The sequence below is a fragment of the Leyella stercorea genome (assembly GCF_021531655.1).
This window is the reverse complement of the sequence record NZ_JADYUF010000011.1, coordinates 1-22,039: the sequence shown is the minus strand read 5'-3', so window position 1 is coordinate 22,039 and position 22,039 is coordinate 1. Positions and strand designations below refer to the sequence as shown.

Here is a 22,039-nt window from a genome sequence, read left to right as displayed (position 1 = left end):
CAAATCACAACATCACAACGACACAACAATCCAACAACAGTATGAAAGAATTCCTACAAGTACTCAAGCGCTTTCTGCCGCCGTACAAGAAGTATCTGGCGCTGACGATAGTATTCAACATACTCTCGGCAGTGCTCAACATCTTCTCGTTTGCAGCTCTCATACCGATACTTCAGATACTCTTCCGCACCGAAGGAACCGGAACGGCAACGCAACTGATGCCCTGGTCGTTCGACAATCTGAAGGATGTGATATCCAACAACGCCGACTACTATGTCACGCAACTCATTCACTCCGTAGGATCGACTACCACGCTGCTGCTCATCGGACTGTTTCTGGCATTCACCACAATGCTCAAGACCGGCGCCTACTTCCTTTCGTCGGCCACAATCATCCCCATGCGCACCGGTATAGTACGCGACATACGCAACCAGCTCTACCGTAAGATAACGTCATTGCCCCTCGGATTCTTCTCCGACGAGCGCAAAGGCGACATCATCGCACGTATGACGGGCGACGTAGGAGAAGTGGAAAGCTCGATAATGTCGTCGCTCGACATGCTGTTCAAGAACCCGATACTCATCATCTTCTACTTCTCGGCACTGCTGTTCATATCGTGGCAGCTCACACTCTTCACGCTTATATTCGTGCCCATATTCGGTTGGTTTATGGGAGTGGTAGGACGCAAGCTCAAGCAGAACTCCATCAAGGCACAAAGTCTGTGGAGCGACACCATGTCGCAGGTTGAAGAAACACTCGGCGGACTGCGCATCATCAAGGCATTCTGCGCCGAAGACAAGATGAACGACCGCTTCGACCGCATCAACTCGAGCTATCGTACAGCCATACAACGCGTCAATATACGCCAGCAATTAGCCCATCCTATGAGCGAATTCCTCGGCACCGTGCTCATAATCATCGTGCTTTGGGTGGGCGGAGTGCTCGTGCTCGACAAGCAGATGCTGTCGGGTCCTACATTCATCTACTATCTCGTGATGCTCTACTCTATCATCAATCCGCTCAAGGACTTCTCCAAGGCAGGCTACAACGTACCCAAGGGACTCGCCTCAGTGGAGCGTATCGACAAGATACTCAAGGCAGAAGACACCATCAAGGAACCCGAAAACCCCGTCCATATCAAGTCGTTCGAGCACCAGATTGAGTTCCGCCACGTATCATTCAAGTATGGCGAGCAGTGGGTATTGAAGGACATCAACCTCGTAATCGAGAAGGGCAAGACCGTAGCACTTGTAGGACAGAGCGGCAGCGGCAAGTCGACACTCGTCGACCTCATACCGCGTTACTACGACGTTCAGGAAGGTGAGGTGCTCATCGACGGCATCGATGTGCGCAAGCTCGGCATCCACGACCTCCGACAGCTCATCGGCAACGTCAACCAGGAGGCCATTCTCTTCAACGATTCGTTTATAGGCAACATCACGTTCGGCGTCGAAAACGCCACAATGGAGCAAGTGGAGCAGGCGGCACGCATCGCCAATGCACACGACTTCATAATGCAGACCGAGCACGGATACGACACCAACATCGGCGACCGAGGCGGACGGCTCTCAGGCGGACAACGTCAGCGCGTCAGCATAGCACGAGCCATACTCAAGAACCCGCCAATCCTCATTCTCGATGAGGCAACATCGGCACTCGACACAGAGAGCGAGCGACTTGTTCAGGACGCTCTTGAGCGACTCATGACATCGCGCACCACCGTAGCCATTGCCCACCGACTGTCTACAATCAAGAATGCCAACGAGATATGTGTGCTGCACGAGGGACGCATCGTAGAACGTGGCACACACGACGAGCTAATCGCTCTCGGCGGATACTATCGCCGTCTGCACGAGATGCAGTCATAAATAACGTCCAAAATGGGCTTTCGTTGTTCAAAAAACATAAATTTGCTATACATTTTGCACAAAAAGCAAAAAATAGTATGCACAATGTTGCTTATCTCAGATATAATGTCTAATTTTGCTTACAATATGTAACAGTTGTAAATAGCATTATTGATAATTATACGAAAAACCATTAACACCATGGACAAAATAGACAATCTCGACAAGAAAATACTTAGTATACTGTCCAAGAACGCTCGCATACCATTCAAGGATGTTGCAGCTGAATGCGGAGTGTCACGCGCAGCCATCCACCAACGTGTACAGCACCTCATCAATGGTGGCGTCATAACCGGCAGCGGATTCGATGTCAACCCCAAAAGCATAGGATACAGCACATGCACCTATGTAGGATTGAACCTCGAACGCGGCAGCATGTACAAGGACGTAGTGAAGCAGCTGAAGGAGATACCCGAAATCGTGGAATGTCACTTCACCACCGGTTCGTACACAATGCTGCTCAAAGTGTACGCCCGCGACAACGAACAGCTCATGGATCTGCTCAACAACAAGATGCAGATGATACCAGGAGTTGTGTCTACAGAGACCCTCATCTCGCTCGACCAGAGCATCAAGCGCGAGATACCGGTACACCTCGAAGACGACGAACAGTAAACTATACAAACATAACGAAGACAACAAAGACAACTGAACGACGGTTGCCTTTGTTGTCTTTTTCTTTTTTTATACATATACTATGAACAAGTTCAACCTGCAACAACATCTCGACGAGACATACACCTCTGCCCCATCACACACCTACCGGCCACTCATAGGCATCACAACCAATCACGAAGGCATCGACGCAACGCTGCGCGAAGTGTACTACAAGCAGATAGTCAGCGCCGGAGGTACGCCCGTACTCATTCCGCCTGTGGCCGACAACGACGTGCTGCTCAGCACACTCGACACGCTCGACGCAATCGTCCTGAGCGGCGGAGGCGACTTCAACCCGCTCTGGGCGGGCGAACAACCCGTGCCACAACTGCACAATATCAACAACGAGCGCGACCTGCCCGAACTGCTGCTGACGCGCTACGCCTTCGACCGCCAGCTGCCTATGCTGGGCATCTGTCGCGGAATTCAGACGCTCGCAATGTCGCTCGGCGGACACGTAGAGCAGGACATCAAGCCCACCCCTACCCTAATCAAGCACTCGCAGACCTCGCATCAGTCCACACAGACACACAGCGTGAACATCAAACCGGGCACCATGCTGAGCGACATATTCGACGGCGAGGACACCATCTACGTCAACTCGTTCCACCATCAGGCTGTAGACAATCCCGGCAAACACATGCGCACCGCAGCACTGGCACCCGACGGCACCATCGAAGCCATAGAAAGCAGCGAGCAGAAGCCCGTAATCGGCGTACAATGGCATCCCGAATGGCTTGCCGACGACGGCCTGCCACTGTTCCGCTGGCTCGTCAGCGAGGCGGCAATCCACCACCAGATGCGGCTCTTCCACAGCCGCAACATCACGCTCGACTCCCACTGCGACACACCGATGTTCTTCCCCCAAGGCATACACTTCGACCAGCGCGACCCGCGAATACTATACGACCTGCACAAGATGCAGGAAGGCGGACCCGACGCCGTGACCATGGTGGCATATCTGCCGCAGCCAAAACCTGGCGAAACTTTCGCACAGATAGCACCGCTCGGAGCCAAGACACCACGCGAATATGCCGACCTGATATTCGACAAAATTGAAGACACCATACTGAGCGACTCCCGATACATAGCCCACGCACGTTCGGAGGCAGACATACTGCGCAACAAGCGGGACGGACTGCGCTCGCTACTGACCGGTATAGAAAACGGACTCGCCATCGAAGACGACATAAACAACGTGCAGCACTTTGCCAACCGCGGCATAACATACATCACACTGTGCCACAACGGCGACAACCAGATATGCGATTCGGCACGCCACTCGCTCAATACGCACGGCGGCGTGAGCCCTTTCGGAGCGCAGGTGATAACAGAGATGAACCGCCTTGGACTGATGGTCGACCTCAGCCATGCCGGCGAGAAATCATTCTACGACGCCCTGCAGATATCGCGCACACCGATAGTATGCTCGCACAGCAACTCACGCGCACTCTGCGACGTGCCGCGCAACATCACCGATGAGCAGATGCGTGCCCTCGCAGCAGCCGGAGGCGTATGCCAGATAACACTCTACAACGGATTCCTGCGCACCGACGGCAACGCAACCATAACCGACGCAATACGCCATCTGGAGCACGCCATCGACATAATGGGCATAGAACACGTAGGACTGGGCACCGACTTCGACGGCGACGGAGGCATACCGGGACTCGCCGACGCCTCCGAACTGGTCAACTTCACCAAGGCATTGCTGCGCCGACGCTACTCCGAAACAGACATGTCGCTCATCTGGGGAGGCAACTGGCTGCGCGTGATGAACCTCTGCCAGCAAAGCGCACAACGATAAAGTAGCACCCAAGGCACACGCTTATATCGCATTATATACACATATTTCGATTTAAAAGCGTAACTTTGCAGTGGAAACAAATAATAAAACAATAAATACATGGCATTAAAATGTGGTATAGTAGGACTCCCCAACGTGGGCAAGTCCACTCTTTTCAACTGCCTCTCCAACGCCAAAGCGCAGGCAGCCAACTTCCCATTCTGTACAATCGAGCCTAACGTAGGCGTGATAACAGTACCCGACGAGCGACTCACAAAGCTCGCCGAGATAGTGCATCCGGGCCGTATCGTGCCCGCAACATGCGAGATAGTAGACATAGCCGGACTCGTCAAGGGCGCAAGCAAGGGCGAAGGTCTGGGCAACAAGTTCCTCGGCAACATCCGCGAGACCGACGCCATCATACACGTACTGCGCTGCTTCGACGACGACAACATCGTGCGCGAGGGCGGTGCCAGCGTCAATCCCATAGAAGACAAGGAAGTAATCGACACCGAGCTGCAACTCAAGGACCTCGAAACCGTAGAGAGCCAGCTGCAGAAGCAGTCGAAGATAGCAGCCATTGGCAACAACAAGGACGCCAAGGTGGCAGTAGCCGTGCTCGAAGCCTACAAGCAGGTGCTGGAGCAGGGCAAGAACGCACGCACCGTGGAGTTCGAGTCGAAGGAGGAGCAGCGCTACGCTCACGACCTCTTCCTGCTCACAGCCAAGCCCGTACTGTACGTTTGCAACGTCGACGAGGCATCAGCCAAGAACGGCAACGAATACTCGGCACAGATAGCCGAAATAGCAAAGAGCGAAGGAGCGGAAATGCTTGTCATCGCAGCCAAGACCGAAGAGGACATAGCATCGCTCGAAACATACGAGGACAAGCAGATGTTTCTCGAAGAACTCGGACTGGAGGAGAGCGGCGTAAACCGACTTATCAAGAAGGCATACAGCCTGCTCAACCTCGAGACATTCATCACCGCCGGCGAAATGGAGGTGAAGGCATGGACCTATCACAAGGGATGGAAGGCTCCGCAGTGCGCCGGCGTCATCCACACCGACTTCGAAAAAGGCTTCATCCGCGCCGAAGTAATCAAGTACGACGACTATATCCAGTATGGCTCGGAAGCTGCCGTGCGCGAAGCAGGCAAGCTCTCGATCGAGGGTAAGGAGTATGTCGTGCAGGATGGAGATATCATGCACTTCCGTTTTAATGTGTAAGCGTTAAATAAAAAATGGAACATTTTTTATACATAACATGGGATCCGAGTGACACAGCAGTGTCGCTTGGCCCGCTGGCAATACACTGGTACTCGATGTGCTGGCTCGTCGGACTTGCCCTCGCCTATCTCTTAGTGCAGCGACTGTACAAAGAACAGAAGGTGAAGGAAGGACTTTTCGACCCGCTCTTCCTCTATTGCTTCATCGGAATACTCGCCGGAGCACGCCTGGGTCATTGTCTGTTCTACCAGCCCGACGTGTTTCTCACCAGCTGGCGACACTTCATCGAGATATTCCTGCCCATCGACATCAGCGACAGCGGCTCATGGCGATTCACGGGCTACCGCGGACTGGCATCGCACGGAGGCACACTGGGACTCATGCTTGCCCTCTGGATGTACGTCAGACGCACCAAGATGAACGTGTGGCAGGTGCTCGACAACATAGCCATTGCCACTCCAGTCACAGCCTGCTTCATCCGACTGGGTAACTTGATGAACTCCGAGATAATAGGACGCATCACCGACGTGCCCTGGGCATTCATCTTCGAGCGCGTCGACTCAATGCCACGCCACCCCGGACAGCTCTACGAGGCTATAGCCTATGCCCTACTCTTCTTCATAGGATGGCGAATCTACCGCAAACAACCGCAGCGTGTGGGCACAGGATTCTTCTTCGGACTCTGCCTCACCTACATCTTCACGGCACGATTCTTCATCGAATACACCAAGGAAGTGCAGGAAGCATTCGAGCAGACACTTCCGCTCAACATGGGACAGATGCTCAGCATACCGTTCGTCATCATCGGCATAGCATGTATGAAGGGCGGAAACTGGATGAAACGATTCGCTGACCTCGCAGCAGGTAACAAAAAGAAGTAACTCTACACTATCACTTACAAACGCCATATAAGACAGTCGCACACAGGAAGCGGCAATCTTATATGGCTTTTTTGTGTGTCTATTAGGAATTGACACATTCATATCCTACATGTTATCCACACTTGTTGATAACCTGTGGATAACTAACTTAACTCACTGAAACACAAGACATAGATATTAACAGAATCCGTTTATAACCCTGTTAATGTCCCTACAGTCCTGTATATAATGCACAGCAGTTATCAACAGGTGTGTGGATAACTACGTAAAATACTGATACTCAGCCTATAGATATTAACAAATGGTGTTGATGAAGAATTACAACAGGCAAGCAAAAGCTACTTATCAACATATCAACACAACCTGTTGATAACTCACTTAAAGCATTGAACGCCAATATGTAGTTATCAACAGGTAATGCGGATAACTATGTTTATAAGGCTAATTATAGGAGGTTATGGCGTCCTCGCCATAATCTGAGCAAGCAGAAAGACAAACTATAACCAAACAACAACTATAGCACAACCAACTCAAAGCCAACTGCTCAGGCTATGGCGAGGACGCCATAGCCTCCTACATTACACCTACGCCACAACAGGATATGCCCCATGCAAGCCATGCAAATATAGCACCTGTAGTAAAAAAGTGTTACAAATAAAAATCGCAAAATAGAAATCCGCAAAGCAGAAATCACCTGGTTATCCACCGTTTTTAAGGGGTTTTCCACACTATTCAACCCCTTTTATCCACAAAACAGGCACTTATCCACTGCAAATGTACCCCTTTGGCACAGCAAAACGACCTCCGTTGCATCGCAAAAGGACAACTTCTCAACACCAAAAGGACTACATTAGCAACAAAAAGGAGTCCTTTTGCACCCTGTATTCTTGCACACGCCAGGCTCCAACTAACGTAATCCGCTGTGTATAAGTACTATGAACGCTGCACGCCCAAAACTCAAGAAATTCGCACTAAGAATTTCCTGGTGCGCTCAACTGGCAGTATTGAGCCGAAAAAATGCAAATATAGTGTCGGAGCTGAGCTCCAGTTGTGGGGTTGAGGGGGTGAGATGGTGTTACTTTGCAGGTTAATTTTAGAAGCCAGGAACCCCCTTCGAAATCGCCATTTATCCACAACTGAAATACAATTGTTGATAACTAATGTAACAGACTGATATACAATGTATAGTTTTCAACAAATTCTGTGCATAAACCTGTGTATAAACAGGTTATCAACAGATTACAGGCATAGTGTTTATCAACATCCTGTAGAAAACTGTTGATAACCATGTAACGCAGTGAAACACAAACAGATATAATCCACAGGAGCCGTGTATAACATCTGTATGCACATAAAGTAGAGGAAAAATATATATCAAGTGGCAATCGACTCCTGTCTCAGCAGCACACTACACAGGCATCAACAGGAGGGCATGAGGTTGTAATCCTAATAGTAGGAGGTTATGGCGTCCTCGACATAACCTGCGCAGTTGACTATTAAAGGAAGCCGGTTTTATCAACCAGAACAACTCTTACTATTTGTGTTAGTTGGTTGCTCAGGTTATGGCGAGGACGCCATAACCTCCTACATTTACAGCTTTCAGCTACTATAGTTGCAATAATCGGCTACGACATCTGCAATCCTGTTTGTATTCTTCCTACTTTTATCCCTACAGTTATCCACATTTATCAACACCCGACGCAGCACAACCACACCTCAAACCAGTTATAAACACAGGAAAGCTTGTACCTGTTGATAACCCCATAAAGCCTGTGGATAACGTGTTGATAAAATTGTGGATAAGTTGGGAGTTATCAACATCACGACAGGCGCAATATGTGGAGTGTGGATAAATACCCAAGTTATTAAGTCGATATTTCAAAGTTTTCCACGTATATTTACCGAAAAAAGATATAAACTTATTAACTTTGCAAGTGTGAACCACAATCTGTGGATAATACACATACAACGCTCATTATCAGCAAGAAGTTATTAATGACACCTGTTGGTAATCCTGTGTCAAACGTTGATAACGAAATAACCAAAGAAATGGCCCAAAACTTACCAACAAGTTAACAACACATCATACTCATAATATTTTTCTTTTCAAAAAAAATAAAAAGAGTAAATATATAAATGGTGTTGACAAATGGGGTGGGAGACAGGCTTACAGGAAATAGAAGAAACAATAACATAAAACAATACGACAATGAACAAAGAGTGGATAGAGAAGGGATACATCGACGAACCAGTCGAAGCGTCTGTTGACTTGAAGAAAGAGATACGCCGCCTGTGCCGCGAGAAGGACGCAGTGCTGCTGGCTCATTACTACACGGTGGGCGACGTACAGGAAGTGGCCGACTTCGTTGGCGACTCATTGGCCCTTGCCCGCAAGGCAGCACAGACCGATGCCAAGATGATTGTGATGTGTGGAGTTCACTTTATGGCTGAAACGTGCAAGCTGCTTTCGCCCGACAAGAAGGTGCTGTGCCCCGATCTCACAGCCGGATGCTCGCTTGCCGACTCGTGTCGTGCCGAAGATCTGAAGAAGTTCAAGGACGAACATCCCGGATACAAGGTGGTGAGCTATGTCAACACTACTGCGGCTGTCAAGGCTCTGACCGATGTTGTGGTAACGTCGGGCAATGCCGAGAAGGTGATGGCGTCGTTCCCGAAGGACGAGAAGATAATCTTCGGTCCCGACTACAACCTTGGCAACTACATCAACAGTGTGTCGGGCCGCTCTATGTTGTTGTGGAACGGAGGCTGCCACGTACACGAGAAGTTCTCGGTAAAGGCAATACTGAAGCTCAAGGCAGAGCATCCTGACGCCGTGGTGATGGCACACCTGGAGTGCAAGGCGCCCGTTCTGGCTGTCGCCGACATAAAGGGTTCTACAGCCACCATGCTCAATTACGCCATAGCACATCCCGAAATCAAGGAATACATCATAGCCACCGAGGCAGGCATATTGCACGAGCTGGAGCGCAACTGCCCTGACGTGCGCTTCTACCCGGTTCCGCCGGAAGTGTCTGAGGGTGGAGTAGGGTGCTCATGCAACGAGTGTGAGTATATGAAGAAGAACACCCTCGAGAAAATCTACAACACTCTGCGCCACGAATGGCCCGAAGTGACCGTAGACCCGGCAATCGCCCGCGACGCCGTGAAGCCCATCGAGCGCATGCTTGAGCTGTCGTAAGTCGGTTGACGAAGAACGAGGGACAAGTTGACAAGGAACGAGGTACAAGTCAACTCGTCAACTTTTCTATTAATAAAATGCAATTTTTCGACATTATATATATTATATCATAGAAAAATAGTACTTTTGCACACGTATAATTACATAAAAAATAAAACACGTAAAGACAATTTATGGACAAACTTAGTTACGCTCTTGGCCTTGGCATCGGCCGACAGCTCTCGCAGATGGGTGCCGACAGCCTCAACATCGACGACTTCGCTCAGGCTATTAAGGACATCATAGCAGGCAAGCAGCCGCAGATTGCCGATCAGGAAGCGCAGACAATCGTTACCGAATTTTTCCAGCAGCAGGAGGCAAAGCAGCGCGCTGCCGCCGCCGAGAAGTATAAGGATAACAAGGAAAAGGGCGAAGCATGGCTCGCCGAGAAGGCTATGGAAGAGGGTGTAGTGTCCCTGCCTTCTGGTCTTATGTATCAGGTGCTCAACGAAGGAAGCGGCAAGAAGCCGACAGCCGAGGATACTGTAGAGTGCCACTACGAAGGCCGACTCATCGACGGAACCGTATTCGACAGCAGCTACAAGCGCGGCGAAAGCGCCACATTCCCCCTCAACGGCGTAATCGCAGGTTGGACAGAGGGCGTACAGCTTATGTCTGAGGGTGCCAAGTATCGCTTCTTCATCCCCTACCAGCTGGCTTACGGCGAGCGCGGTGCAGGAGCAGCCATCCCGCCGTTTGCAGCTCTCGTGTTCGATGTAGAGCTTATCAAGGTGATGTAATGCGTCAGCGTAATACAGAAAAACAATAAAAACACATAAGAAAATGAAGAAATTCTCAATCGTAGCCGCATTGGCTATCGCTGTAGCAAGCTTCGTGGCTTCTTGCGGCAACTCAGGCTCTAACAAGCCTAACCTTAAGAACGACGTAGACACACTGTCGTACGCCATCGGTCTGGCACAGACACAGGGTCTGAAGCAGTATCTCGTTCAGATGGATGTAGACACTACATACATGGATGCTTTCATTAAGGGTCTGCGTGAGGGCGCAAATGCCGGCGACGACAAGAAGAAGGCTGCCTACTATATGGGTATCCAGATCGGTCAGCAGATTAGCAACCGCATGGTTAAGGGCATCAACCACGAGCTCTTCGGCGAAGATTCTACCAAGACTATCTCAATGAAGAACTTCCTTGCCGGATTCATCCAGGGCGTAAAGGAGAAGAAGGGCCTCATGACAGTAGAACAGGCAAGCCAGGTTGCTCAGATGAAGATGATGGCTATCAAGTCAAAGCACATGGAAGAAGAATATGGTCCGCTCAAGAAGAAGGGCGAGGCGTGGATGGCAGCCAATGCAAAGAAGGCTGGCGTGAAGACTCTTCCTTCAGGCGTTCAGTACAAGGTTATCAAGGAAGGCAACGGCGCTATGCCTAAGGATACATCACTCGTAACCGTAAACTACGAGGGCCGACTCATCGACGGCACCGTATTCGACAGCAGCTACAAGCGTGGCCAGGCTGTAGACCTACGTGCCAACCAGGTTATCAAGGGCTGGACTGAGGCTCTCGTACACATGCCTGCAGGCTCGGTATGGGAAGTTTACATCCCGCAGGAGCTGGCTTACGGCGAGCGTGAGCAGGGTCAGATCAAGCCTTATTCACCGCTGGTGTTCAAGATTGAGCTCATCAAGGTGAACGGCAAGTAATTCCGCACACACAGAACAATAAAAAAACAATCAGGGCGACCCACAAGGCCGCCCTATTTTAAATGTATAAACCAATGAAGAAGTTGCTTATCATCGCTCTCGCCGTATTCGCGACGACAGCGTTTGCCGTCAATCCCGGCGTAAAGAAAGACAAGAAAAAGAAGAAAGCCGTAGCCGCTGCTGTCATCCAGCCTGCCTATCCGCAGCTGTTGAGTGCCAGCGATTCGCTGAGCTACGCAGCCGGAATGTTCACCACACGCGGACTCATGGACTACGTGAAGACGCAGTTTGGTATCGATTCTACCAATGTACAGACATTCATCGAGACTCTGCGCGAGGCTGTGTCGGCACAGCACGACAAGCAGTTTGCGGCACGTTGCGCTGCCATGCAGATTGCCCAGATGATCGACACACGCATCTATCCCAACGTAAGCAGCGACGTCAAGGGCACCGAGTACACCCTCGACAGCATCAAGTTCAACAGCGGATTCCTTGCAGCCGTGGCAAGCGACACCACACTCATGCATCAGGACTTTGCCGAACGCTACTTCCAGACCACCATGAAGGAGGCAAAGGAGCGTGCCGAACGACAGTACAAGCTCGACAACGAGGCGTGGATAAAGCAGAACGCTACAAAAGAAGGCGTGAAGACCACCACTTCCGGACTTCAGTATAAGGTATTAACAGCCGGCAAGGGCAGCATTGCCACCAAGGATGACAACGTTACGGTGAAGTACGAGGGACGCACCATCGACGGCAAAGTGTTCGACAGCAGCTACAAGCGCAACCCTGATACCACAACGTTCCGCCCCGACCAGGTCATCAAGGGTTGGACCGAGGCACTCTGCATGATGCCCGAGGGCAGCAAGTGGGAACTCTATATTCCGCAGAACCTTGGCTACGGAGCACGCTCGGCTGGCGAAATCAAGCCCTACTCAACACTCATCTTCACCGTTGAAGTGGTGAAGGTAGAGAAGAAAAAGTAAAAAGGCCCCACCCCCGGCCCCTCCCCCGTAGGGAGGGGAGCGGTATGCATTGATTGGTATGCATTGATTGCTAACATTGGGAGGCTATGGCGTTCCCACAATGGCCTGCGCTATTTGACATTACTCAGTTTACTTGCGCAGGCTACGGTGGGGACTCCATAGCCTCCTGCTATTTAATTTTCGAGTCAATTTTTGAGTAGCCTTTACATATTACTCCCCTCCCTACTGGGGAGGGGTTGGGGGTAGGGCTTTTAATTTTTATGTTATGCGAATGGACAAATACGGTCGCGAGCTTGACCTTATACTCCTCCTTGCCGACAACGGCAGCTACACGGCGCAGGAGATAGCCGACCGTCTGGGCATCACCCGACGCCATCTGTACAACTACTTCGACTATCTGCGCGACTGCGGATTCCTCCTTGTCAAGACCGGCACACGCTATCATCTCGACCGTTCGTCGCCATTCTTCCGCCGCTTGCACGAGAACATAGCGCTCAGCGAGGACGAGGCAGCCTACATATGTCGCCGTCTGGCCACGAGCGACCAGAGCGACTACACCGCACAGCGGGTGTGCCAGAAACTCTCACGCACATTCAACATCCCCGACGTCGTAAACCCCGAGGTGCAGCGGCGGGTCGACCAGTGCATGTCACGACTGAAGGAAGCCATGGCAGCACGCCGCATGGTGTCGCTCCACAACTACTCGTCGCCCCACAGCCACACCGTGTCCGACCGTATAGTAGAGCCGTACATGATGATGAACGACGGCCGCGACGTGCGTTGTCACGAAATAAGCTCGCATATAAACAAGACATTCAAGCTGTCGCGAATGGAAAGTGTCGAGATACTCGACGTGCCATGGGGGTTCGAAAACAAGCACAAGGATGTCTACACCGACATGTTCATGTTCTCGGGCGAGCAGCGCCATACCGTCACTCTGCATCTCGGACAGCTGTCGCACAATCTTATGATAGAGGAATATCCGCAGTCGGAGAAGTGCATCACAGCCAACGACGACGGCAGCTGGACATTCCACACCGACGTGGTGTCGTTTCTCGGCATAGGCCGCTTTGTGCTCGGACTCTACGACGACATAAAGATCATCGGCTGCCCGCAGTTCATCGACTATATAAATGAAAAAATAAAGTCGATGGGCAATTTTTATAAAGTATAACTAACAAACCTCCGTCAGATTGCAGTTTTGTTAGTTATACTTAACAGAATGATTACATCCTATTTTGAAAAGGAGTCCTTTTGGCTTCCAAAAGGATTCGTTTTGCCCTCCAAAAGGAGTCCTTTTACAATGCAAAAGGATTCGTTTTACAATGCAAAAGGAGTCCTTTTGTTTTTGGCAAATAATAGGAGGGGTGTGTCAAAAGTCAAAATGGCAAGAAGAAGGCTATCTGTAGGAGGGTATAGCTTCCCTGCTATACCCACTCAATCTACTGTAAATGAAGGCTGAGTGAGGGTGTGCAAAACTCTAAGCAGCACGCCCCGAAGGGGCAGAAGCACATAGCCCAGGGCAACGCCCTGAGGTAAAAAGCCATCAAAAACAATGCGCCCTGTAAGGGCAAAAGCGTTAATTATCAATGCTTTTGCCCTTGCAGGGCGTTTTGCTATTTTCAATCCGTACCCCCAAGGCGCTGCCTTGGGCTATGTGCTTATTGGGCTTTCAGCCCGTATAATTGAGTTTTGACACACCATCCTCCTACCGCTATCTCCATAACCTCCTACCGCTGTCGCGTAATATTATTCATTCTACAATTTCTCCGCAATCCAATACCCCACAGCCACGGCAATGAATCCCAGCACGACGCTGCCGCTGGTATATAATAATGTAGCCAGAGCGTGTCCGCCGCGCATAAGTGATAGGTTCTCGTTGCAGAAAGTAGAGAACGTAGTGAAGCCTCCGCAAAGTCCGGTAGTGAGCAGCTGCTTGGCCGAATCGCCGCCCAGCGAGCCGCGCGATGACAATCCGTAGAACACTCCGATAAGCAGACAGCCCACGACATTGACCGCCAGAGTGGGGTAGGGGAATACTCCCGTCATGTTGTCCTGAACGAATTTGGAAGCCAGGAAGCGCAGGGCCGAACCCATGCCGCCGCCCAACGCCACGATGATTAGCGAGCGTATCATAATCAATATAGTGTAGTGATGTAAAAAAATGCTGCTGCAAAGGTACACAGAAAATTATACAAAAAAAACAAAAATATTAAGCCAATGTTCGTTTATCCCATTGAAAATAACTAACTTTGCTACCATATTATATATTTTTTGATGTTATTTTAATTTTTAGATGAACGTAATTACAAAGACAGTATCATTGCCTGATGGCAGAACCATCAGCATTGAGACCGGGAAAGTGGCAAAGCAGACCGACGGAAGTGTTGTACTGCGTATGGGCAACACCGTACTTCTCGCCACTGTTTGTGCCGCAAAAGATGCAGTTCCCGGAACAGATTTCATGCCTTTGCAGGTAGACTACAAAGAGCAGTATTCAGCAGCAGGACGTTTCCCGGGCGGTTTCACAAAGCGTGAGGGCAAGTCTGGTGACAACGAAATCCTCACATCGCGTCTCGTTGACCGTGTGCTGCGTCCGCTCTTCCCGTCTAACTATCACGCCGAGGTATATGTGCAGATCATGCTTCTCAGCGCCGATGGCGTTGATCAGCCTGATGCTCTCGCAGGATTCGCAGCTTCAGCCGCTATGGCTTGTTCAGATATTCCTTTCGAATGCCCAATCTCTGAGGTGCGCGTAGCACGCATCAACGGTGAGTATGTAATCAACCCTACCTTCGAGCAGATGAAAGAAGCCGACATGGACATCATGGTTGGCGCTTCTGCCGAGAACATTATGATGGTAGAGGGTGAGATGAAGGAAGTGTCGGAGCAGGACATGATCGGTGCTTTGAAGGCTGCTATGGCTGCCATCAAGCCTATGTGCGAACTCCAGACAGAGCTCTCTAAGGAACTTGGCACAGACGTTAAGCGCGAGTATTGTCACGAGGTTAACGACGAGGAGTTGCGCGAGCAGATCCGCAAGGAGACCTACGACAAGTGCTACGCTATCGCTGAGGCTGGCGACCACGACAAGAAGTCGCGCGAAGAGGCCTTCGACAAGATCCTCGCCGACTTCCAGGAGGCTTACGATGCAGCCCACACTGAGCTGACACCTGAGGAACTTGACGAGAAGCATGCAGAAATGGTGCGCTACTATGCCGACGTTATGCGCGACTCAATGCGCCGTTGCATCCTCGACGAGGGCAAGCGTCTCGACGGTCGTAAGACCACCGACATCCGTCCTATCTGGTGCGAGGTGTCTCCGCTGCCTATGCCTCACGGAAGCGCAATCTTCACACGTGGCGAGACACAGAGCCTCTCTACATGTACACTCGGTACAAAGATGGACGAGAAACTCGTTGACGACGTACTGGAGAAGGGCTACCAGCGCTTCCTCCTTCACTATAACTTCCCGCCGTTCTGTACCGGTGAGGCTAAGGCTCAGCGCGGTGTTGGCCGTCGCGAGATTGGTCATGGCCACCTGGCATGGCGCGGTTTGAAGGGTCAGATTCCCGAAGACTTCCCCTACACAGTTCGTCTCGTTAGCCAGATCCTTGAGTCTAACGGTTCTTCTTCAATGGCTACAGTATGTGCCGGCACCCTCGCCCTCATGGACGCAGGCGTTCCTATGAAGGCTCCCGTATCAGGTATCGCTATGGGTCTGATCAAGAACCCGGGCGAGGAGAAGTACGCTGTGCTCAGCGATATCCTCGGCGACGAGGACCACTTGGGCGATATGGACTTCAAGACAACCGGTACTCCCAACGGTCTTACAGCCACACAGATGGACATCAAGTGCGACGGCTTGAGCTTCGAGATACTCGAGAAGGCTCTTATGCAGGCCAAGGCAGGCCGTGAGCACATCCTCAACTGCATGATGGAGACCATCTCTGAGCCACGCAAGGAGATGAAGCCGCAGGTTCCGCGCATCATCCAGATCGAGATACCTAAGGAGTTTATCGGTGCAGTTATCGGCCCTGGCGGCAAGATTATCCAGCAGATGCAGGAAGACACTGGCGCAACTATCACCATCGATGAGGCTGACGGCGTAGGCAAGGTACAGATTTCAGCCCCCAACAAGGACGCTATCGACGCTGCACTCGGCAAGATCAAGGCCATCGTAGCCATCCCTGAGGTAGGCGAGATTTACGAGGGAACAGTACGTTCTATCATGCCTTACGGCTGCTTCGTAGAGATTATGCCGGGCAAGGACGGACTCCTCCACATCTCTGAGATTGACTGGAAGCGTCTTGAGACAGTTGAAGAGGCTGGCATCAAGGAAGGCGACAAGATCAAGGTGAAGCTCATGGAGATCGACCCGAAGACCGGTAAGTACAAGCTTTCTCACCGCATCCTGCTCCCGAAACCCGAGGGTTACGTAGAGCGTGAGCGTCGTCCGCGTGGCGAACGTCGTCCGCGTCGTGAGGGTGGTGAGCGCCGTGACGGTCGTCGCGAACACCGCGAGCCGAAGGATTTCAACGACTCACTCGACCACAACAATGATATCTAATCATATCGCAATAGAAATATAAAAACCCTGCATTGCCGTCCACATCGGGCTGTGGTGCAGGGCTTTTTGTTAGTAACCTATATAAGAAACATAAACGAATATGGAACAAGTACTCTGGATTTACAATACGCTGTCGCGTAGAAAGGAAGTATTCAAGCCCCTGCACGCCCCCAATGTCGGCATGTATGTGTGCGGACCTACCGTCTATGGCGACCCGCATCTGGGACATGCACGCCCCGCTATCACCTTCGACATACTCTTCCGCTACCTCAAGCACCTCGGATATAAGGTGCGCTACGTGCGCAATATCACCGATGTTGGCCACTTGGAGCACGACGCTGACGAGGGAGACGACAAGATTGAGAAGAAGGCACGACTCAAACAGCTCGAGCCGATGGAGATAGCACAGTACTACACCAACCGCTATCACGCTGCCATGGAGGCGCTCAACGTGCTCCCGCCGAGCATAGAGCCGCACGCCACGGGCCACATCATCGAGCAGGAACAGCTCGTACAGCAGATTCTCGACAACGGTTTTGCCTACGAGAGCAACGGTTCTATCTACTTCGACGTGAAGAAGTATAACGAGAAATACCACTACGGCATACTCTCAGGACGCAATCTCGACGACGTGAAGGACGCATCGCGCGCACTCGACGGAGTGGGCGAGAAGCGCAATCAGGCCGACTTCGCACTCTGGAAGAAGGCATCGCCCGAGCATATCATGCGCTGGCCAAGCCCCTGGAGCGACGGATTCCCCGGCTGGCATTGCGAGTGTACAGCCATGGGACGCAAGTATCTCGGCTCACACTTCGACATTCACGGAGGCGGAATGGACCTCGTATTCCCTCACCACGAATGCGAGATAGCCCAGGCTGTGGCTTCGCAGGGCGACCAGATGGTTCATTACTGGATGCACAACAACATGATTACCATCAACGGTCAGAAGATGGGCAAGTCGCTCGGCAACTTCATCACCCTCGAAGAGTTCTTTACGGGCAACAACAAGAATCTCGACCAGCCCTATTCGCCCATGACTATACGCTTCTTCATACTCTCTGCACACTACCGCGGAACCGTTGATTTCTCCAATGAGGCTCTGCAGGCATCGCAGAAGGGACTTGAGAAGCTCATGAACGGCATCGCTGACCTCGACCGCATAGCTGCATCAGCCGAGAGCGACGAGGCCACTCACAAGCTCGTAAGCCAGCTTCGCGAGAAGTGTTACGACGCAATGAACGACGACTTCGCCACTCCGCTCGTCATAGCCCACCTCTTCGAGGCTTGCTCGGTAGTGAACAAGCTCGTCGACCATAAGGCTACTATCTCTGAGGCCGACCTCAAGGAGCTGGCTGATACAATGCGCCTGTTCGCATTCGAACTGCTCGGACTGCGTCCCGACAACGCCGGCTCGTCGTCACATCGCGAAGAAGCCTTCGGCAAGGTGGTGGATATGGTGCTCGACCTGCGCTCTAAGGCTAAGGCATCGAAGGACTGGGCCACCAGCGACCGAATCCGCGACGAACTCGCCGAACTCGGTTTTGAGGTGAAGGACACCAAGGACGGTGCCACATGGAAGCTCAAGTAGAGTTTTGAATTTTGAATTTTGAGGTTTGAATTGGTTGCGGCTTCGGCCGCAATTATGAATTTCTCAATTTAGAATTATTCGTTTCTCAATTTAGAATTATTATTTATGAAGCTGAAATATAACATTCTGGCAATCGTTGTCGCCATTGCCTTTAGTGGCTGTTCGTCGTCGAAGAAAGTAGGTGAGGCAGTCGACCTTAACGGCGAATGGAACATCGTTGAAGTCGGCGGCACTGCCATTGACACTACCAAGACAGAGTTCTGTCCCACACTGGGATTCGAAACAGCCAAGCAGAGCGTGTTCGGATGCGCCGGATGCAACTCCATCAACGGCACCGCACGCGTCGACGCTGCCAAGCAGACCATCTCGTTCAAGCAGATAGGCACGACGATGATGCTCTGCGCCAATATGGAGTATGAGCAGCAGATACTCAAGGCTCTTGAGAGCGTAAAGGCGTATAAGTCGGCAGGTGAAGGTCGTGTACAACTGACCAACGGCAGCGGCAAGGCCATGCTGACGTTGCAAAAACAATAATATAGTTATGAAGCACATCGTATTTCTTACCGGCGCCGGCATGTCGGTTGAGTCGGGTTTCAAGACATTCCGTGGCAACGACGGACTGTGGGAGAACTATCCCGTAGAACAAGTAGCCTCGCACGAGGGTTGGCTCAAGGACCCGACGCTCGTCACCAACTTCTATAATATGCTGCGCCACAAACTCTATGCGGCACAGCCCAACGAAGGACACCGTCTCATACATGATCTGGAGAAGGAGTATAAGGTGACTGTCATCACGCAGAACGTAGACAATCTGCACGAGAAGGCAGGTTCCACCAATGTCATACACCTGCACGGTGAACTTACCAAGGTGTGCTCATCGCGCAATCCCGACAACCCTCGCTATCAGCGCGAGTTGACCGAGGACAACTGCGAGGTACGTCCCGGCACGCTCTCGGGCGACGGATCGCTGGAGCGTCCGTTCATCGTCTTCTTCGGCGAGTCGGTGCCCATGATTAGCGTAGCAGCCGAGGCTGCCGAGCAAGCCGACATATTCGTCATCATAGGCACATCGCTCAACGTCTATCCGGCAGCCGGACTCATCCACTACGTGCGCCCCTCGGTGCCCGTATATCTTATCGATCCCGAGCCGTCGATGGGCGTAGGCCGCCAGCAGTTCACCCACATTCAGTGTGGTGCAAGCGAAGGAATGCGCAAGCTATGCAGCGACTATTTGTAGCTGAAAGTTGAAAACAAAAAAAGCGCCCTGCAAAGGCTTTAAGCATCAACAACGATTGCTTACAGCCTTTGCAGGGCGCTTTTGGCAAAAATAAATAAAAAAACATGAATCACGACCTATCCGACAATGACATATTCCAGACCCTCCGCGAGGGCAGCGAGGAGGCATTCGGCACGCTTTTCAGGCGCTATTATCCGCGTCTGCACCGCTTTGCGTGCAAATACATAGCCGACGAAGCCGCCGCAAGCGATGCTGTGCAGACGTGCTTCATGCGACTGTGGGAGCGTCGCTCGACGCTTGTAGGCGGCTCTTTGCAGTCGATGCTCTACACAATGCTGCGCAACGAGTGCCTCAACAGCCTCAAGCATACCGCCATAGTTGAAGGCTATGCACGTCAGGCGCAGTCAGTAGCCGACACCGAACCGCTCTATAACGCCGACTTTCTGGGTGCTGCCGACCATCAGTTGCTCTACGACGAACTGCAACTCAGCATTGACCGTGTCCTCGACACGCTGCCCCAGCGTACAGCCGACATATTCCGCATGTCGCGCTACGAATCGCTCAAGAACCGCGAGATAGCCCAGCAGCTCGGCATATCCACCACCGCCGTCGAGAAGCACATATCCAAGGCGCTCAAGACCATTGCCGCCCAGCTCGCCCAAAAGTACGGCACAAGTCTTGCGCTCTGTCTTATGCTCTGCCTGGAGCACGCACCGCAGGCTGTCTGACACAATACCGGCAAATAACCGCCTACGAAGGTTGGGCAGCCGGCGTTTCAGTTGTTACATAGTTATGACAAACCATTTAAAATCCACTTATGCACAATAATATATATATAACCGCCGAAGAGGCACGACAGCTTGCCTACAGCTACTTCGACGGCACAATATCCGATGACGACGAACAGCACCTCACGGCATACATAACCCACACCCCCAGTGCTACGGCACAGCTGCATGCGTGGGAGCAGGAGTGGCTCTCAGCGTACACGCCAAGCCCTGCCACCGAAGCCGCCTACCAGCAAATGGCATCACGCATCAGCGCCACCGCCACCCGTCTACGCCGCTTGCACACGTGGCGCATTGCCGCAATCGTGGCTTGCGCAGCCTCGCTCATAGCCTTCGTCTTCGGCATCGGCACCTACATCGGCCGCCTCACCGCCCCCGAACAGTACTTCACGTGTTCGGCACCCTACGGCAGTACAGCCACAATGCTGCTGCCCGACGGCTCGCGCGTTACGCTCAATGCCGGCTCAACGCTTCGCTATTCCAGCCGTTTCAGCACCAACGACCGCCGTGTAGAGCTGCAGGGCGAGGGCTACTTTGACGTTGCCCGTCGCGACGTTGCCCGCTTCACGGTGCACACCGACGGATATGACGTAGAAGTGAGGGGCACCCGGTTCTACGTTTCGGCATACCCCACCGACAACTACGTCACCACAACGCTCCTAAAGGGCAGCGTAGCCATCGCTTACGGCGACTCCTGCTACATGCTTAAGCCCGGCGAGCGTGCCACACTCAACCGTCTGACCCGCCAGATGCAGTGCTCGCAAGTCAGCAAGACAAGCAGCGGATGGAAGCAAGGCAACATCGACTGCGACGACATTTCGCTCGGCGAGCTGCGCCCCATTATCGAGCGCCGCTACAACGTGAGCATACATATAGCCGACAGCAGCCTCGCCGCCCGCCGACTCTACATCTCGCTCGTCAACAACGAGACCATCGACGAGGTGATGGCAGCCCTCAAGCGCACGCTTGACGTTAAGGTGCAGCGCAACGGACACAATATCGTAATAGAGCCGTAAGACTCACGTAAGTGAGAATTTTGAATTTTGAGTTTTGAATTTTGAATTGTTCTCGGCTACGTCTGCGATTTTAGGATTGTTCAGTTTTGAATTGTTCTTGGTTGCGTCTGCGATTTAGAATTGTCGAAAATAAGAATAATGCAGTATGTAGGAGTGTATACCAAAAGTCAAAGCAGCACGCCCCGAAGGGGCAGAAGCACATAGCCCAGGGCACCGCCCTGAGTAAAAGTATCGCAAATACCAATGCGCCCTGTAGGGGCAAAAGCGTTAATTATCAATGCTTTTGCCCCTACAGGGCGTTTCGCTTTTATCAATCCGTACAGAGGGTGTGTCAAAACTCCCAATATAAATAAAAAAAAACTCGTTGTACGTTCTTGTGTGGATGTACAACGAGTTTTTGTTTTTCTACAAAAAAGAGCCTTATAAACAATTTATATGGCGTTATATGGGTCAAATAAGCCCTCAAATAAGAGAAAAGACCTCCCTTAGTCATTTT

19 protein-coding genes are annotated in these 22,039 nt (G+C 51.6%); 18 read left to right on the top strand and 1 reads right to left on the bottom strand.

The window, feature by feature from the left end:
• Positions 1-41 precede the first annotated feature (41 nt).
• The 11 genes from I6E49_RS04705 to I6E49_RS04655 all read left to right on the top strand — a co-directional run bounded on the left by I6E49_RS04705 (position 42) and on the right by I6E49_RS04655 (position 14,040).
• Positions 42-1,868, top strand: coding sequence for an ABC transporter ATP-binding protein (locus I6E49_RS04705; RefSeq protein ID WP_235400720.1), 1,827 nt, complete (start codon positions 42-44; stop codon positions 1,866-1,868).
• A 180-nt stretch (positions 1,869-2,048) separates the two neighbouring features.
• Positions 2,049-2,522, top strand: a complete 474-nt coding sequence (locus I6E49_RS04700) for an Lrp/AsnC family transcriptional regulator (protein WP_235400719.1) — start codon at positions 2,049-2,051, stop codon at positions 2,520-2,522.
• Between the two features lie 82 nt (positions 2,523-2,604).
• Positions 2,605-4,371, top strand: a complete 1,767-nt coding sequence (locus I6E49_RS04695; RefSeq protein WP_235400718.1) for a membrane dipeptidase — start codon at positions 2,605-2,607, stop codon at positions 4,369-4,371.
• Between the two features lie 99 nt (positions 4,372-4,470).
• Complete coding sequence (ychF, locus tag I6E49_RS04690) at positions 4,471-5,577, top strand: redox-regulated ATPase YchF (RefSeq protein WP_235400717.1); 1,107 nt, start codon at positions 4,471-4,473, stop codon at positions 5,575-5,577.
• Positions 5,578-5,591: 14 nt separating this feature from the next.
• Entirely contained in the window at positions 5,592-6,458 is an 867-nt protein-coding gene (lgt, locus tag I6E49_RS04685) for a prolipoprotein diacylglyceryl transferase (protein WP_235400716.1), read from the top strand.
• Between the two features lie 2,209 nt (positions 6,459-8,667).
• Entirely contained in the window at positions 8,668-9,657 is a 990-nt protein-coding gene (nadA, locus tag I6E49_RS04680; protein ID WP_235400715.1) for a quinolinate synthase NadA, read from the top strand.
• A 173-nt stretch (positions 9,658-9,830) separates the two neighbouring features.
• Complete coding sequence (locus tag I6E49_RS04675) at positions 9,831-10,436, top strand: FKBP-type peptidyl-prolyl cis-trans isomerase (RefSeq protein WP_235400714.1); 606 nt, start codon at positions 9,831-9,833, stop codon at positions 10,434-10,436.
• A gap of 43 nt (positions 10,437-10,479) precedes the next feature.
• Complete coding sequence (locus I6E49_RS04670) at positions 10,480-11,358, top strand: FKBP-type peptidyl-prolyl cis-trans isomerase (RefSeq protein ID WP_235400713.1); 879 nt, start codon at positions 10,480-10,482, stop codon at positions 11,356-11,358.
• 74 nt (positions 11,359-11,432) lie between these two features.
• Positions 11,433-12,344 (top strand): FKBP-type peptidyl-prolyl cis-trans isomerase, encoded by a 912-nt coding sequence (locus I6E49_RS04665; protein WP_235400712.1) that lies wholly within the window; start codon positions 11,433-11,435, stop codon positions 12,342-12,344.
• Positions 12,345-12,615: 271 nt separating this feature from the next.
• Positions 12,616-13,518 carry a helix-turn-helix transcriptional regulator gene (locus I6E49_RS04660; protein WP_235400711.1) on the top strand — a complete coding sequence of 301 codons (903 nt, stop codon included), beginning with the start codon at positions 12,616-12,618 and terminating at the stop codon, positions 13,516-13,518.
• A 381-nt stretch (positions 13,519-13,899) separates the two neighbouring features.
• The gene (locus tag I6E49_RS04655) at positions 13,900-14,040 is read left to right on the top strand and encodes a hypothetical protein (protein WP_235400710.1); all 141 of its coding nucleotides are present in this window, start codon (positions 13,900-13,902) and stop codon (positions 14,038-14,040) included.
• A gap of 62 nt (positions 14,041-14,102) precedes the next feature.
• On the opposite strand, the gene crcB is transcribed toward I6E49_RS04655, so the two are convergent.
• Positions 14,103-14,477: a fluoride efflux transporter CrcB gene (crcB, locus tag I6E49_RS04650; RefSeq protein WP_441006959.1), complete on the bottom strand. Its 375-nt coding sequence runs from the start codon at positions 14,475-14,477 to the stop codon at positions 14,103-14,105.
• A 163-nt stretch (positions 14,478-14,640) separates the two neighbouring features.
• On the opposite strand from crcB, the gene pnp reads away from it, so the two are divergent.
• The 7 genes from pnp to I6E49_RS04615 all read left to right on the top strand — a co-directional run bounded on the left by pnp (position 14,641) and on the right by I6E49_RS04615 (position 21,969).
• The gene (pnp, locus tag I6E49_RS04645; protein WP_235400708.1) at positions 14,641-16,914 is read left to right on the top strand and encodes a polyribonucleotide nucleotidyltransferase; all 2,274 of its coding nucleotides are present in this window, start codon (positions 14,641-14,643) and stop codon (positions 16,912-16,914) included.
• A gap of 100 nt (positions 16,915-17,014) precedes the next feature.
• The gene (cysS, locus tag I6E49_RS04640) at positions 17,015-18,502 is read left to right on the top strand and encodes a cysteine--tRNA ligase (protein WP_235400707.1); all 1,488 of its coding nucleotides are present in this window, start codon (positions 17,015-17,017) and stop codon (positions 18,500-18,502) included.
• A gap of 105 nt (positions 18,503-18,607) precedes the next feature.
• Positions 18,608-19,036 (top strand): META domain-containing protein, encoded by a 429-nt coding sequence (locus tag I6E49_RS04635; protein ID WP_235400706.1) that lies wholly within the window; start codon positions 18,608-18,610, stop codon positions 19,034-19,036.
• 7 nt (positions 19,037-19,043) lie between these two features.
• Complete coding sequence (locus I6E49_RS04630) at positions 19,044-19,739, top strand: SIR2 family NAD-dependent protein deacylase (protein ID WP_235400705.1); 696 nt, start codon at positions 19,044-19,046, stop codon at positions 19,737-19,739.
• Positions 19,740-19,843: 104 nt separating this feature from the next.
• Positions 19,844-20,467, top strand: a complete 624-nt coding sequence (locus I6E49_RS04625; protein ID WP_235400704.1) for an RNA polymerase sigma-70 factor — start codon at positions 19,844-19,846, stop codon at positions 20,465-20,467.
• 89 nt (positions 20,468-20,556) lie between these two features.
• Positions 20,557-21,543: a FecR family protein gene (locus I6E49_RS04620; protein WP_235400703.1), complete on the top strand. Its 987-nt coding sequence runs from the start codon at positions 20,557-20,559 to the stop codon at positions 21,541-21,543.
• 243 nt (positions 21,544-21,786) lie between these two features.
• Positions 21,787-21,969 (top strand): hypothetical protein, encoded by a 183-nt coding sequence (locus I6E49_RS04615; protein WP_235400702.1) that lies wholly within the window; start codon positions 21,787-21,789, stop codon positions 21,967-21,969.
• Positions 21,970-22,039: the final 70 nt, after the last annotated feature.

Bases quoted from the DNA above. Each gene is read 5' to 3' on its own strand.
- ychF (WP_235400717.1), top strand. From the start codon at position 4,471: ATGGCATTAAAATGTGGTATAGTAGGACTCCCCAACGTGGGCAAGTCC.
- I6E49_RS04665 (WP_235400712.1), top strand. From the start codon at position 11,433: ATGAAGAAGTTGCTTATCATCGCTCTCGCCGTATTCGCGACGACAGCG.
- pnp (WP_235400708.1), top strand. From the start codon at position 14,641: ATGAACGTAATTACAAAGACAGTATCATTGCCTGATGGCAGAACCATC.
- lgt (WP_235400716.1), top strand. From the start codon at position 5,592: ATGGAACATTTTTTATACATAACATGGGATCCGAGTGACACAGCAGTG.
- I6E49_RS04670 (WP_235400713.1), top strand. From the start codon at position 10,480: ATGAAGAAATTCTCAATCGTAGCCGCATTGGCTATCGCTGTAGCAAGC.
- I6E49_RS04655 (WP_235400710.1), top strand. From the start codon at position 13,900: ATGCGCCCTGTAAGGGCAAAAGCGTTAATTATCAATGCTTTTGCCCTT.
- I6E49_RS04620 (WP_235400703.1), top strand. From the start codon at position 20,557: ATGCACAATAATATATATATAACCGCCGAAGAGGCACGACAGCTTGCC.
- I6E49_RS04625 (WP_235400704.1), top strand. From the start codon at position 19,844: ATGAATCACGACCTATCCGACAATGACATATTCCAGACCCTCCGCGAG.
- I6E49_RS04630 (WP_235400705.1), top strand. From the start codon at position 19,044: ATGAAGCACATCGTATTTCTTACCGGCGCCGGCATGTCGGTTGAGTCG.
- I6E49_RS04705 (WP_235400720.1), top strand. From the start codon at position 42: ATGAAAGAATTCCTACAAGTACTCAAGCGCTTTCTGCCGCCGTACAAG.
- cysS (WP_235400707.1), top strand. From the start codon at position 17,015: ATGGAACAAGTACTCTGGATTTACAATACGCTGTCGCGTAGAAAGGAA.
- I6E49_RS04660 (WP_235400711.1), top strand. From the start codon at position 12,616: ATGGACAAATACGGTCGCGAGCTTGACCTTATACTCCTCCTTGCCGAC.
- I6E49_RS04635 (WP_235400706.1), top strand. From the start codon at position 18,608: ATGAAGCTGAAATATAACATTCTGGCAATCGTTGTCGCCATTGCCTTT.
- I6E49_RS04615 (WP_235400702.1), top strand. From the start codon at position 21,787: ATGCGCCCTGTAGGGGCAAAAGCGTTAATTATCAATGCTTTTGCCCCT.
- I6E49_RS04675 (WP_235400714.1), top strand. From the start codon at position 9,831: ATGGACAAACTTAGTTACGCTCTTGGCCTTGGCATCGGCCGACAGCTC.
- I6E49_RS04695 (WP_235400718.1), top strand. From the start codon at position 2,605: ATGAACAAGTTCAACCTGCAACAACATCTCGACGAGACATACACCTCT.
- I6E49_RS04700 (WP_235400719.1), top strand. From the start codon at position 2,049: ATGGACAAAATAGACAATCTCGACAAGAAAATACTTAGTATACTGTCC.
- nadA (WP_235400715.1), top strand. From the start codon at position 8,668: ATGAACAAAGAGTGGATAGAGAAGGGATACATCGACGAACCAGTCGAA.